At 66.3% G+C, this 13,890-nt stretch carries 12 protein-coding genes; 6 read left to right on the top strand and 6 right to left on the bottom strand.

Annotated features, from left to right (window positions below):
- Nucleotides 1-231 precede the first annotated feature (231 nt).
- The 4 genes from FV229_RS11060 to FV229_RS11050 all read left to right on the top strand — a co-directional run bounded on the left by FV229_RS11060 (nt 232) and on the right by FV229_RS11050 (nt 5,703).
- Nucleotides 232-3,474, top strand: a complete 3,243-nt coding sequence (locus tag FV229_RS11060; RefSeq protein ID WP_147752022.1) for a glycosyltransferase — start codon at nt 232-234, stop codon at nt 3,472-3,474.
- 112 nt (nt 3,475-3,586) lie between these two features.
- Nucleotides 3,587-4,054, top strand: coding sequence for a GspH/FimT family pseudopilin (locus tag FV229_RS11055; RefSeq protein ID WP_147752021.1), 468 nt, complete (start codon nt 3,587-3,589; stop codon nt 4,052-4,054).
- On the top strand, nt 4,026-4,835 hold the full coding sequence (locus tag FV229_RS27360; protein WP_210246600.1) for a prepilin-type cleavage/methylation domain-containing protein: 810 nt from the start codon (nt 4,026-4,028) through the stop codon (nt 4,833-4,835). Before FV229_RS11055 ends, FV229_RS27360 begins: the two co-directional genes overlap by 29 nt.
- A 31-nt stretch (nt 4,836-4,866) precedes the next feature.
- The gene (locus FV229_RS11050; RefSeq protein ID WP_187275121.1) at nt 4,867-5,703 is read left to right on the top strand and encodes a type II secretion system protein GspK; all 837 of its coding nucleotides are present in this window, start codon (nt 4,867-4,869) and stop codon (nt 5,701-5,703) included.
- Between the two features lie 21 nt (nt 5,704-5,724).
- Here FV229_RS11050 and FV229_RS11045 read toward each other — a convergent pair whose 3' ends face one another.
- The 6 genes from FV229_RS11045 to gspD form a co-directional block, all read right to left on the bottom strand.
- Nucleotides 5,725-6,633, bottom strand: a complete 909-nt coding sequence (locus FV229_RS11045) for a class I SAM-dependent methyltransferase (protein ID WP_147752019.1) — start codon at nt 6,631-6,633, stop codon at nt 5,725-5,727.
- Between the two features lie 291 nt (nt 6,634-6,924).
- Nucleotides 6,925-7,416, bottom strand: a complete 492-nt coding sequence (locus FV229_RS11040) for a prepilin-type N-terminal cleavage/methylation domain-containing protein (protein WP_147752018.1) — start codon at nt 7,414-7,416, stop codon at nt 6,925-6,927.
- Nucleotides 7,413-7,862 carry a type II secretion system major pseudopilin GspG gene (gene gspG / locus FV229_RS11035; protein ID WP_147752017.1) on the bottom strand — a complete coding sequence of 150 codons (450 nt, stop codon included), beginning with the start codon at nt 7,860-7,862 and terminating at the stop codon, nt 7,413-7,415. The genes FV229_RS11040 and gspG overlap by 4 nt, the downstream gene beginning before the upstream one ends.
- A 12-nt stretch (nt 7,863-7,874) precedes the next feature.
- Nucleotides 7,875-9,095 carry a type II secretion system F family protein gene (locus FV229_RS11030; protein ID WP_147752016.1) on the bottom strand — a complete coding sequence of 407 codons (1,221 nt, stop codon included), beginning with the start codon at nt 9,093-9,095 and terminating at the stop codon, nt 7,875-7,877.
- Nucleotide 9,096: 1 nt separating this feature from the next.
- On the bottom strand, nt 9,097-9,774 hold the full coding sequence (locus tag FV229_RS11025) for an A24 family peptidase (RefSeq protein WP_187275120.1): 678 nt from the start codon (nt 9,772-9,774) through the stop codon (nt 9,097-9,099).
- On the bottom strand, nt 9,716-11,965 hold the full coding sequence (gspD, locus tag FV229_RS11020) for a type II secretion system secretin GspD (RefSeq protein ID WP_246688142.1): 2,250 nt from the start codon (nt 11,963-11,965) through the stop codon (nt 9,716-9,718). The genes FV229_RS11025 and gspD overlap by 59 nt, the downstream gene beginning before the upstream one ends.
- Before the next feature lie 358 nt (nt 11,966-12,323).
- On the opposite strand from gspD, the gene FV229_RS11015 reads away from it, so the two are divergent.
- Both FV229_RS11015 and FV229_RS11010 read left to right on the top strand, forming a co-directional pair.
- Entirely contained in the window at nt 12,324-13,280 is a 957-nt protein-coding gene (locus FV229_RS11015; RefSeq protein ID WP_147752013.1) for a ferritin-like domain-containing protein, read from the top strand.
- A gap of 288 nt (nt 13,281-13,568) precedes the next feature.
- Nucleotides 13,569-13,841, top strand: a complete 273-nt coding sequence (locus FV229_RS11010; protein WP_147752012.1) for a hypothetical protein — start codon at nt 13,569-13,571, stop codon at nt 13,839-13,841.
- Nucleotides 13,842-13,890: the final 49 nt, after the last annotated feature.

Genomic DNA, 13,890 nt, shown 5'->3' with positions numbered 1-13,890 from the left:
TTCATGCCAGCCTTCTCCGCTTGGCCGGCTGCGCTCGCCAGACCAGCTCCGCCGGCCAAGCTACCCGTGGCGGAGCGGCCCACCGTGCACTAACTTTACCCTTGGACCACCTCGTGGGGGCCGATCAGGGGAAGCGGGTCCGATCCCGGTGCGCGATGCCTCGGCGCGTTGTCTTTGCTGCGACGAGGGCGCTTCCGGATCGGCCACAGATGGTGCGCGGAACAGGACGCGATGAAGTTCTTTCGCAGCAAACGTCGTCCCCGGGTCGATCCGGTCATCGCGGATCATACCCGACGCGTTCAGGATTCCGGCCTGTTCAACGCCGAATGGTATCTTGCGACCTATCCCGAACTTGCGGGCTTCGGGCCGGGCCCACTGGCGCATTTCTGCGAATACGGCCTGCACGAGCATCGCGATCCCGGACCAAACTTCGACACGCGCCGCTACCTCGACGCCGTCCCCGCGGCCGGTACGGGTCCGCTGCCGCCTTTCCTGCACGCGATCGAGGCAGGCGAGGCCGGGATCGGAATTCCGGTCTGGTTGCGGGACGACGACGCGTCGCTGATCTACCTGATCCGCACCAGCGGGCTGTTCGACGAAGCGTGGTACCGCGACACCTACCCGGACGTCGCCAGGGGCGGATGGGATGCGCTGGCCCACTACCGCGAACACGGCGGGGCCGAACTGCGTGACCCCGGCCCGGCCTTCGATGCCGAGCATTACGCGCTGACGTATCCGCGGGACCGCGAAACCTTCCCGATCCCGCTCGTCCACTACCTTCGGCTGGGTCTCCGCCGCGGCCATCGGCCGACGGGCGTCTCGCGCTACCAGCGCTGGCTCGCCGTCCACGACGATCTCGCAGCGGCGGATCTGGAGCGGATCGCCGCCGAACCGGTGCCGTCGACCGTGCATTGCATCGTCGTTGTCGGCCGGGACGGTGCCAGCGCATTCGTGAGCGCCCTCGCAGGTCAGGCCGGTGCCTCTTGGCGCGCCATGCTGCTGCGCGGCCCGGACGTGGACGGAGTCTCCTGGAAGACGATCGTCGCCCAGGTCGCCGCCGAGCCGCGGATCGCCTGCGTCGCTACGATCGCCGAGGCGCTGGCAGGGCTGGCGGACGGGGACATCGTGCTGCTCGCCAGCGGGGGGAGCCGGCTGCGACCGCACACTTGTCACGTGTTCGCGGCCGCGCTCGGCCACGGAGCGGCGCTCGGCGTCTACAGCGATCACGACCGGATCGACGGGATCGGGGCGCGGCATGCGCCAGTGTTCGCGCCCGCCATGTCGCCCGTGCTCATGCGGCAGGTGCCCTATGCCGGCCCGGTGATCGCCCTGCGCATCGCCCCGCCGACCCGTGAGATGCTGGCGGGTGCATCGGGCCGCCTCGGGGATCCCGACCAGGCCTGGGCGGACCTGCTGCTCGGGCTCGACCCCGCGCGGGTGATCCGCATCCCGTTGATCCTCCACCACCGCGCCGTGGACGAGGCGGTACCGCCATCGCGCACGAACCAGCCCGTTCCCGATCCGTCGCGAAACGCGGCCGAGGCACCCGACGGCCCGCCGGAGCCGCTGCCCACCGTCCGGATCGTCATCCCGACGCGGGACCGGAGCGCCCTGCTGCGGGCCTGCATCGACAGCGTCCTTACACGCACCGACTACCCGTCCGGGCGTTATCACATTGTCATCGTGGACAACGGTTCGTTGGAGGATGAGACAGCGCAATACTTCGCAGAGGTCGCGTCGGATGCGCGGGTGCGCGTCGTCGCCTCGCCCGGTTCGTTCAACTTCTCCGAGATCTGCAACGCCGGCGCCGCAGGCGCGGACGAAAACATCCTCGTCTTCCTCAACAACGACACCACCGTCCGGCAGCCGGATTGGCTGCGCCGGCTTGCCGTCTACGCCGCCCGGCCGGAGGCGGGCGCTGTTGGCGCGCGGTTGCTCTATCCGAGCGAGACGGTACAGCATGGCGGCGTCGTACTCGGCATCGCCGGCGTCGGCGCGCATGCCCTCGTCGATCTGCCGGAGGCGACTGCGCGCGCCCTCGATGCCACTCGTGAGATGAGCGCCGTCACGGGGGCCTGCCTCGCGATCCGGCGCTCGGTCTTCGTGGAGATCGGCGGCTTCGACCCGCTGCTGCGGATCGATTACAACGACGTGGACCTCTGCTGCGCCGCGCAGGCTGCGGGATACCGCAACCTCTACGTCGCCGAGCCGCTGCTGCTGCATCACGAATCGCTATCACGCGGCGCCTCCACGACCAGGGCGGACCAGGGCCGCAACGTCCGCGAGGCGATCCGCGTGCGGCGGCGGCACGCGGCGGTGATCCGGGACGATCCGTTCTACAATCCGAATTTGTCGCGGGAGAGGATCGGGGGCCTCGCCGTTCCGCCGCGGGTGGTCCTCCCTTGGCGGCGTAGCCCCTCCGGCATTCGCAGGGTGCTAATTCTGAGCGCCGGCGCCGGCATAAGCCGATGGGTAGCGGACCAAGCGACGTTTCTGACCGCGCGGAGTTTCGAGGTCATCCTCGGCGGCCCCGACCGGGATGACACGGCCGCTGGCCCGGATTACCGTTGGGTCCAGCTCGCTGACCCCGCTGAGGCAGCGGCCTTCGCGACGCGGGAAGGCATTGATGCCGTCGTCGCTCACACTGCGCCATTCTTTGCTGTGACGCAGTATCTCGGGCGACGACCGCTGGTGTATTGCGTTGATCACGGCGACGCGCCGCCGGGATCGGGTCCCGATCGCGACGTGCGTGCGGATGCGATACTCGACAAGCGCTATCACGCTTCGCTTGCGCGCCGCGTCTTCTCGACATCGCATGCGGCACGGGATGCCCTGTTCGGGCAAGAAGCGGTGCTGCTTGCTCACGACCGCCCGTCGGGTGCGGCATGGTCCGACGTCTGGGCAGAGCGACGTCCGGCTCTCCGCGACAAACTCGGTATCACCGGGCGCTTCGTCGTGATTGGTCTCTTTGACACGGAGGCAGGAGACGCGCGGGACAATGGCATCGAGGACTTCGTCGCACTTGCCACTGAATATCCGTTCACTGATCCGGCACTTGAAGTCCGACCTCTCTTCGTTGCGGCCAGCCGCGGTCCCGTCGCCTGTCTTGATGAGCCTACCGACCTCGTGACGTTCGTGGCCCTTGACGACGCCGAACTCTTCGACCTGTTGGCGGCCAGCGACCTCTATCTGACCCTGCAACGCCGGCAGGGCGTCGCGTGCGGCATTGCGCTCGCGCTCGCCATGGGGCTGCCAGTGGTTGCATCAGAGATCGCGGCTCATCGTGCCTATCCCCTCGAGATCGCGGCGGACCTGCCAGGATTGTACCGGCTGATCGTGCCCCATGCAGAAAGCTGGCGCGCAGGCACTGTGCACCGGACGGCGGTACTCACGCCCGGCGCGGATCCTCTGGCCGTGCTGGCGGACACGATCGCCCTCGACTTGGACCGCGATTTTGCCGATCACTGGATCTGAGCACCTGACGCGACGCCTCGAATTCGACGCGCTCGGATGCAAATGCTTCCCCATGGGGCAGACTTCTTCCGGCTAGAGTTCCGCCGCAGAGCCAGGATTCTCAAAACACCGCATGACACCGGCCGACGCTTCCCACCGCGCGAACCATGCGGGTTTCACCCTGATCGAGATGACGCTGGTCCTGGCGATCATCAGCCTGATCGCTGCTCTCGCCTTGCCGCGTGTGTCGTTCTTAGGGAGTGCGACGAGCTTGCGGGTCAAGGGGTTCGAGATCGCGGCGATATTAAGGGCCGACCGCGATGAAGCCGTCCGGAGCGGGCGCCCGGTGACAAGCGTCGTCGATCTCGCGGGCGGCCGAGTGCTATCCAGCGCCGAGAATGGGGTAGTCGCCATTCCAACCAACCTGTTCCTGCGCATCTCCGGCGCGGGGCTCGACGGCATCCGCTTCCTGCCGGACGGGCGGGCGTCGGGTGGGGAAATATTCCTGATGCGGACCGACCGGTCCGGCATCCTGTCAGTCCGGGTCGATCCGCAAACCGCAGCGATCGTGATTGACCGGGGCGCACGTCTTGACGAGTGAGGGGGACGCCCGCGCAACACGCACCGCGCGACGTCTCCGCGTCTCGCCCGCGCGGCCGCGTTCAGCTGGCTTCCTCCTTCTGGAGGCGCTGGCGACGATGGCGATCGGTGCGATCATCCTCGTCGCGGTCGGGTCACTGCTCGGACTGATGTCGCGGCAGGCCGACCGGACGGCGGAGCGCACCGAACGCCTAGACGTCGCTGGCCACGCGCTGGCCGCGCTGGCCCGCGACATCGGGTCGGTCGCGCGCGCCCGTTGGGCCGGGCCGGGCCGGCGGAACTTCGTGTTCGCGGGCCTGCCCGACCGGATGCTGTTCTCCCTCGACCGAACTGACGCGGAGCGAACACCCCGAAGCCTCGCGATCCTCCTGCAGGGGACCGAGACGAAGGACGGCAGCACTGTGCTTCGCGCCGAGGCGCCGCTCTCGCCCATCGATCGCGACGAGGCCGCACTCAATTTTGCGCCCGCGCACACGGTCTACGCCGGCACGGCCTCGGTCCGCTTCGCCTATGTCATGGCGCCCGGTGCAGGCGGCCCCGAACTTGTGGTTGATGCCTGGCCCGCGGGTGAGACGTTGCCGATCGCCGTGCGCGTCGCCTTCACTGATCTCGCGAGCGGGGAGATCCTGTCGAGCCTTCGCGTTCCGCTTAGGATCGAGGCAGAGCCGGGCTGCGCCGCGCCGCGAAAGGCGTTCTGCAGTCGCATTGATCCGCGCTCGCCCGAGGGGCAGGCCGAGTCCGGCGCGCAGCCGGGCAGCATGGCCGCGACGGGGGGGCGTTGAGATGCGCGGCCGGCAGGACGGCTTCATCCTCGTGGCGGTGCTCGGCATCATGGCCCTGCTCCTGAGCCTTACCGGCGGGACGGCGCTTATGGTGCGCTCGGCGATCAACGGCGTGCGCGGCACCGCTGACGACCTAAGGCTCGAAGCGATGGTCCGCTCCGGTATCGATCTCGCGGCCCACGAATTGTTCGCGTTGAACCTCTCTACGGTGCGGATCCACGACCAGCGGATCGCTCTGGACGGCGGCACCATCACCCTGTCCGCGATCGACCAGTCCGGCCGGATCGACCTGAACTGGTCTGATCCCGTGCTGCTGGCAGGCGCGTATCGCGCTGTTGGGCTAACCGGCCTAAAGCCTGAAGTATTCGCCGCCCGCGTCGTGCAATGGCGCGACCGCTACGAGGAGAAGCCGCCGGCGAACGCCGATCCAGCCAAGATCAACCTCGCGGCCAAGCCCGTCGGCCGGGGCAAAGATGGCTTCCGCACCGTGGCGGAACTCCGCTGGTTGGCCGACGTCACGGACGACGATGTGGCCGCCCTCGCGCCCCTGCTCACCGTCGACAACGTTCAGGGCCGGGTGAACGTGCTGGAAGCCTCTGCGACGGTTCTGATGGCGCTGCCCGAGATGAGTCCGAGCGTCGTCGCGCAGGTGATGGCTTTGCGTGCCGCGCCGCGTGCGACGATCGACGATCGACTTAAGCAATTGCTGCCGAAGCAGCAGCCGTTGATCACCACGACACGTGGCACGGCCTTCCGCGTCCGCGTCACGGTCGCCACCGCGGCGGCCGCCAACCGCAGCGTGGACGTGACCCTGGCCCGTGCCCCGGCCCGCGACGCGCCGTACTACGTCACCGCCTGGGAGCGCTGACCTGCTCCGATCCGTCGAGGGTCAGATCCGGTTGGTTGGCTTGACCACGAAGTATAGGTCGTCAGACGCCACGAGCCGGGTCTCGATCGCCAGCCGCTCGATCATCATCATTAGGTCGAGGATCGCTATGTCGCTCTCGTTGCGGAAATTTCCGGCGCGGTCGGCGAGCAGGTTGCGCAGCAGCGTACCTCCCATCGGTAGCACCTCGACCACATCAAAGGCCGCAAACAGCATGGAGCGAAGGTCGGCGCTGCGGGGTGCCTCGCTCGGATCGTAGCTGGCTACTGCCGGGATGGTCGGCAGCGTCAGGCGTGCATCGATCCGGTCCTCCTGCTCCGCTTTCAGGTTCCGCCGCAGGTGCGCGGGCAGGTAGCCGAAGATCTCGTCGGCCAGCCGGCGGGTATCCCGGTCCATCTGAAGGCGCGGCGGCCCGAAATAATCGAGCCCGAGGATCAGCCCGTCCGGCGAGACGATCCGATTGAGGAAGGGCAGAAACCGTTCGAGGTCAGCGCAATGGTGCAGGGAGTGGCAGAAGAACACGACGTCGAAGCTGCGGTCGATCGGAGGCGGATGGTTGAAATCGAAGGCCAGGAACTCGGATTCGAGCTGAAACGGCTCGATCTTGCGCCGGGCGTCCGCGAGCAGGGCCGCGTCGTACTCATAGAGCGTGATCTTTGACAGAGGCCAGTGTCCCTGGCGCAGGATCGCTTCCTCGATCCCGCCCGGACCGCAGCCGAACGAGGCGAGGCTGAGATCGCGGCCCAGCTGCTCGCGCAGCGGTGCAAGGTGGCGGTCGAGGGTCCAGTCGAGCCATAAACCGCGCTCGGCGGTGGAGCGGCCGGTCATCAGGCGGGCTACGTAGTCGTGAACCTGCGGCAGGCCCTTCCAATCGAGCACCTGGCGCCGTGCCTCCCAGTCGGGGTCGAGCACCTGCCGCCACGTGGTCTCGCCCGGTGCGACCGGCTCGCCCGAGACCGCTTCGTGCGCGGCCGGCCCCGGTTCCCTCGGGGCCGGCGCAGCCGGGATCGAGGCGGTCTCTGGTTTAAGAGGAATCGGATCCGGGATCGGTCGCGCGGCTTTCGAGAAGCGCTTCAGGAAGGTCTCGAGGCCCATCATACGGATCGCTTTCAGTCTGCCTCGCGTCGCGAGACCGGAGGTTCGGAAACGCGCCGGTTCCGGCCGAATTGCGACGGCCACGGCCCTGTCTCGGGAGCGATTATGCTACCGCCCCCCGCCATCGGCCGATGCCGTCTGTCCGAGGCGGATCGTCTCGAACGTTACGACCGTTCCGCGGCGGGTCAGGACCTCGATGTCCTGGCGCATCGGCGTCCAGCGGAGGGGCGCGGCGGGGTCTGCCGGATCGCAGGAGCCGGCAGATTGCTGGCAGCCGCCTTCCGCATCGCGCTCGGCTTCGGGCAGGGGAAGCTCCAGTGCCGCGAGGCGGATGGTGTAGCGGTAGCCGTCCAGGGTTCCGGTGCGTCCGCCACTGCCGATGTCCGATATGCGCAAAGGTTCGGCGAGGAGCGAGCGGGCGACGCGCTCGGCGGCGAGCCTGTCCTCCACCGCCACGAGCCCGGCGCGCGACTGCACCACGCCCCGCTGCACCACGAGGCTCAAGACAGCTACGATCGCGAAGGCCGCAAGCGCCTCGATTAGCGTAAAGCCCGCCGACGCCCCGCGATCGCGCGTGTCGCTCCGAACCCCGGCCGTCATTCCTTGCCGATCACGCCATTGCCGCCCTTCACGCCGTCGGCGCCGAGCGAGAGGATGGCGTAGGGCGCGGTCTTGCCCGGCGTTCGATACTCGTAGGGATGTCCCCAAGGGTCGGCCGGAACGCTGCCCTGCTTGAGGTAGGGACCACTCCAGTTCTCCGCGGCGGGCGGGCGCTGTACCAATGATTGCAGGCCTTCGCTCGTCGAGGGATAGCGGCCATTATCGAGGTAGAATAGGTCGAGCGCCGAGGCGAAGGACTCGATCTGGAGCTTGGCCGCCTTGTCGCGCGAGCTCGACAAGTAGCCAAGCACACGTGGACCAGCGAGGCCCATGACGAGGCCGAGGATCACCAGCACGACGAGCAACTCAACGAGGGTGAAGCCGCCTTGCGCATCGCGCCGGGGACGCACGGATTGATCGAAGCGAGAACGCACGGAAGCCATCATCGGAACGAAACCTTAGACCAGCAGGTCGTTAATGCTCATTAGCGCGGTCATAACCGAGATGATGAGCCACGCGATCAGAAGACTTACCAGAACCATCACCGCTGGCCCCACCACCGCGATGACGCGACCTAGAGCCGCGTCGAGCTTGGCCTCGTAGAACACTGCGACACGGCTGGCACTGTCGGCGAGATCGCCAGATTCCTCGCCGACGCGCAGCATCTGCACCACATGTCGCGGAAAGAGCTTTCCGCGCGACAGGGTCTCGGAGAGGCGCTGGCCCTGGCGCACGTCTGCGACGACCCGGTCGATCTCGGAGCCAGCACCAGGCAAGCGCACAACGCCACGGATCAGGCGTAGCGCGGTGGAGATATCGACGCGGTTGCGCACTAAGATCGCCAGGGTCCGGCAGAAGGTGACGGTGAGTTCGTTGGCCAGCACTGCCCGGCTGAACGGTAGGCGCGCGAGCAGGGCGAGCCATAGCCCGCGCTCGCTGCCGATCCGGTTGAGCAGGACGGCGCCACCGAGGAGGCCAGCCATCGACAGCACCACGACATCGAGGTTGCGGTTTAGAAAGCCCGACATCTCAAACACCACCAGCGCCGAGGGGTCGATCTTATCGCGGAAGCCCTGCAGCGCGACCTCAAACTTCGGGATCAGGTAGATCAAAATGAAGAACAGCACGCCCACCGCCGCGACCACTAAGAAGCAGGGGTAGGAGATCGCCGAGATGAAGCGCTTTCGGAGGCGCTCGCCGCGTTGACGCTCGGCGGCGAGCCCGCTCAACGCCTCCTCCAGTCGCCCGGAGGTCTCGGCGACCTCAACCATCTTTACGTAGATCGGCGGGAACAGCTTTGGGTGCGCGGAGATCGCCTCCGATAGGCTTTTGCCTTGGCTGAGCGCGGCATGAAGGTCGCGCAGCACACGCACGAGCCAGCTCCGACTCTCCATCTGGGAGAGAATCTGCAGCGCCTCGGTGAGCGCGACGCCACCCTTGAGCAGCATCGCTAGATCCAGCGTCAGGCCGGTGATGTCTTCGGGGCGCGGGTCAGGCGTCAACCAGTCTCGCAGCGAGCGCCTGGCCGGCCGCGCCCCGCGGGCTTCCGCCTTGACCGAGATCGGCGTGCAGCCGATCCGGTCGAGATGGGCGAAGACTTCGCCGCTCGCCTCCGCCTCCATCGTCCCCTTCAGGATCTTGCCCGCGGAATCGAGAGCCATGTAGGCGAAGATCGACATCTTACGGATGCCCCAGCACGCCGGGCAGGATCTGTCCGACGAGCCACGTCGCCCAAAGCGCGGGGGCGAGGACGGCGCCGAAGGCGATCCGGTCGGTCACCGGAAACGCGCGCGCCAGAGCGGGCAGCATCCGACTCGCGCCAACGACTGCGAGGCTGGTCAGGCTCGCCCCGAGGACCGCCCAGGAGAGTCCGACGGTTCCGAGAAGGACGCCGCCCGCAGCTGCGAGCTTCACGTCGCCAAGACCGATGCCGTCATGGCCGCGGAGACGGTAATAGCCCTCGCGCAACCCGAGCAGGACGCCCCCGCAGATCGCGGCGTCGAGAGCCGCCAAGCCGATGGTCGCAACCGGAGTATCGCCCAGATAGGCGCCGTCGCCGATCCGTGCCGTAAGGCCGATCAGTCCGAAAGCTAGGGTCGCGGCGTCAGGAATCGTGAAATCCGCCAGATCCTGCCAGACGATCCGCATGCCGATTACGGCCAGAGCGAGCGCAACGATTCCCGTCGCGGCAAGGCCCGGACCGACCCAGGTCGCGAATGCTGCGCCAGCGACGGCAACAGCGATCACGAGCCCGGCGAAATCTGTCGTCTCGACGCGTCTGACGAACATGCGCTGTCGGTTAGTGCTTGTAGACCGGGCGGCGGGCAGGCAGCGCAGCACCGCGTCGAGCGCCTGCATCGAGCAGCTTGCCGCGGTAATCCTCCGCGACACGCTGCGCATCGCGGCCCGATCGCACCACCACGGGTCGGATGAACACCACGAGTTCGGTGCGCTGGGCGCCGTTGTCCACCGAGCTGAACAGGTCACCGACGTTCGGGATTCGATCGATGAACGGGATACCGTCGCGGGAGGTCTGACGCTTTTCGCTGATCAGGCCGGCAAGCAGTACGGTCTGTCCGTTGGCCACCGAGATCGTGCTTGCGACGCGGCGCTTCGAGATCGTCGGCGTCAGGGTATTTGAAGCGCCGACCACCGCCGAGATCTCCTGCTCGATCTGCATGGTCACGGCATCGTTCTGGCCGATGCGCGGGACCACATTGAGGATGATGCCGGTGTCGCGGAACTCGACCTGACTGACGAGCGGAGCGCCAGGCACGGTGATCCCTTGTGCTTGCGTCGTGGTGATCGGCACGGAATCGCCAACCTGGAGCGAGGCAGGCTGGTTCTCAATGACCACGAGGGAGGGCGAGGACAGGATCTTGACGTCGGTGAAGCCGTCGAGCGCCGAGAGCACGACGTCGGGGCCGGAATAACCGCCGACGAGGAAATTGAATCCGCCGCCGGCCCCCGCCGTCAACGCGTTGGTGGCGCCGCCGGCCGTCGCCGCGGCCGCGCTCAGCAGGCCGATCGATCCCTTGCCCTTGCCCAACCCGATGTTCTTAGAGTCGAGAAAGTACTGCACCCCGTACTTGAGCTGGTCGGTTAGCGTTACCTCGGCGATGGTCACGTTGACAGCCACCTGCGCCGGGGTCGCGTCGAGTTGACGAAGCGCCGCGTTGATCTTCCGGTAGGTCTCGCCGTCGGCATAGGTGATGACCGAATTGTTCGACGGGTCCGCACTGATCGAGACGCGCCGCGCCCCGTTACCGCGCCGGGTCAGGTCGAGGCTGTCGCTGCCGCCTCCGAGTGCCGTGGGGCCACCATCGGCCATGCTGTTGCTCGACATCGAGTCGCCGTACGCCGAGGCGAACCGCGCCCGGAGGAGGTCGGCGCCGGTGTTCTGCTGGGCGCCGCCCTGGTTGCCGGAATTGCCCTGGCCGGGACTGCCATAACCGGAGCCGGAATTTCCGCCGTTCAGGCCACCGCCCTGATTGCCACCGGCAAAATTCCGGCCCTGACTCTGCCCGCCCCCGTTGAGGCCGCCGAGCCCAGCGCCCTGCGTTGGGCTGTTGGTGTTCATGTTAGAGTTGCCGGTCCCGAACAGGCCGTTGATGACGCGCGCCAGTTCCTTAGCGTCGCGGTAACGTGCCTTGTAGATGAACACCGTTTCCTCGGCGGCCTCGACCGTGCCGTCGAGTTTGCGCACGAAGGTCTCGGCTCGGCGGATCAGGGACGGGTTCTTCGACATCGCCATCACGGCGCGCAGGCGCGTGATCGGCTTGAATTGGATCAGGCCCGAGCTCGCCCCATTCTCGCCGGTGTCGAACAGCTGCGTTAGGTCGGCGACGACTGCCTCCGGCCGGGCACGGCGCAGCTCGAACAAGCTGACCGACTGCCCGCGCATCCAGTCCGCGTCAAAGGCTAGGATCGCACTCACCGCTTCTTGGCGACGCGGGCCGGGACCCTTCACGATGATGGTGTTACGCCCAGTATCGAAGCGCAGGCCGTCTGCCTCGGTGACGAAACCCGAGACGAGCTTCGACATCACCGCGGCCGAGACATAGCGCAGCGGAACCACCGAGACGCCGTAGCCCGGCACCTGCGCGTTGCCGAAGCTGACGTTTCCGATGCTGGTGGCGGCTGAGGTGATGCGGTAGCCAGCCGCGTTGCGGGTCATGGTGTAACCCTGGCCCGACAGCACGGTCTCCAGCGCCGAGAGCAGCTCGACCCGAGTCATTGGTCGGGGCGATGAAATCGTGATCTGGCCCGCAACGTCGGAAGCCATCGTGTAGTTGAGGCCGAGCGTATCGTTCAGGATTGCGTGGACCACATCCTTCACTTCGGCCCGCTCGAAGTTGAGACGGTAGCTACCGGCTTCGCCGGACTGAGTTCCGATCTCCACCGCTTCGGAGCCAAGACCCGCCGTCGCCTCGACGTCCTCGGGGCTGAAATTGTAGGTCCGCCCCTCGCCACGATCAGGCGCGACGACCGCATCTCGCGACGGCTTGCCTGCGACGGTCCGGCGCAGCGGACGCGCCGTCAGATCCATCTCCGTTTCTGGGCCAGTCAAGCTGGCACGCGGGGGGGCAGTGTCACGGGCGAGGGCGACGGAGCCGAGGAGTCCCGCGCAACAAACCAGAGCAAAGGATAGCCGCGTCAAAGACATGGGAGATTTTTCCGATCCCGGCGTTTCGTTAACGTACCCTTCATTTCTGTCCGTGCCCACCGGGACGAGCGCCCTACAACAGCATTCTTACTATTGCGTGCCTGATTAGACACAGTCAAAGAAAATGCTACACAGTTAAGCCACTTTTAGTAAACTCGTCATTGTGACGAATCGCGTTACCACTAACTTCGCCATCGACGCCGCGATTTCAGGCGTGCGACACTTTGGGAGAAAACGGTCCATGATCGACAAGCAGAACACCGCAGAGAGCGAGCTTGCGGGCTTCGAGCCCGGCACTCGCGTCGTCAACCTCGAAAAGGGTCGTCGCGCCTTCCTCCAGACGCTCGGCCTCGGCATTGCCGGCGCTGCCATCCTCGGCAACACCACGATCCAGTCCCAGGCCCAGGCTCTCCCGTCGAGTGTTACCGATGCAGACATTCTGAACTTCGCGCTTAACCTTGAGTATCTTGAGGCGGAATTTTACCTGAACGCTGTAAATGGTACCGGTCTGAAGGCTGCGGACCTGCAAGGCGTCGGCGCCATCGGTGCTGTCAACGGCGGCGGCAGAGCAGTGCCGTTCACCGATCCGAATGTCCGCAAGTACGCTTTCGAGATTGCCGCCGACGAGGAGGCTCACGTTCGTTTCCTGCGCGCGGCGCTGGGCAGCGCAGCCGTCAGCCGTCCTCGCCTCGACATCGACTTCGCCTTCACCGCCGCCGCCCGTGCGGCTGGCCTGATCGGTGCGAACGACCGGTTCGACGCTTACGCCAACGACACGAACTTCCTGCTCGCCTCGTTCATCTTCGAGGATGTCGGAGTCACCGCTTATAATGGAGCTGCCGGCGCGATCCAGAACAAGACCTATTTAAGCGCTGCTGCTAGCATCCTCGCGGTCGAGGCCTATCACGCTGGCATTATCCGCACTACGCTTTACGCTAAGGGCCTGATCAATCAGGCGGACGCGATCTCAAATGCTCGCGACTCGCTCGACGGTAACACCGATCTCGACCAGGGCATTAGCGGAACCCAGTCTGCGACCCCAGGCTTCCAGTTCTCTGATGCCAACCTCGTTCCGACTAACGCCCAGGGCCTTGTGTTCGCCCGCACCCCCGGCCAGGTGCTGAACATCGTCTACCTCAACACCACCCAGAGCCCGGGCGGCTTCTTCCCCGGCGGCCTCAACGGAACCCTGCGCTAGTCGACGCACAGGTATCGTCGTCGGAGGGCAAGGCATTGCTCTCCGACGGGGTGAAACGTGGGTCGCCGAATGCGGTCTCTATAGAGGCTGACCATTCGGCGGTCGGCGCGGGCCTATCTTCATCGCTCTCGCGGTCGGCTCGGTGCGGCTTCTGCCGAGCGCCGATCTCGATCTTCAGCATACGCAAGCGACCCCTCGGATCGTCGGCCCGAATCGAGACGCTTCCTCGAAACTTGAGCACACCTCACACCGTAGGCACCTTCAGAAACATTTTGCCGGAGGCGGGCGATGTCGAAGGTCCACTACGTCGTGCGGCGCAGCCGCATGGGCAGGTTCAACTTCACGCTCATAAGCGAGGCGGGCCGGATCACGGGTTCGGTTGTCGTATCGACCGCAGGTAGAACCCGCGCCGACATCGAGAGCGACGCGCGCGATCGAATACGCCACCTCGCCGAAACGTTCGCGGGGATCGCAGGCCCGATCATGCCCGGCGTGGACGATACAAAATTGAGCAAGTGTGGGCAGGCCATCTGCAATCCCCTCAGCGCGATCATATCGTGAGATTGCCGCGTGGCTTGAAGGTGTGGCGATGCTCTAAGATGCCAATCAC

It is taken from the genome of Methylobacterium sp. WL120, from assembly GCF_008039465.1.
GTDB lineage: Bacteria > Pseudomonadota > Alphaproteobacteria > Rhizobiales > Beijerinckiaceae > Methylobacterium > Methylobacterium cerastii.
This window is presented reverse-complemented; position numbering and strand designations above follow the sequence as displayed.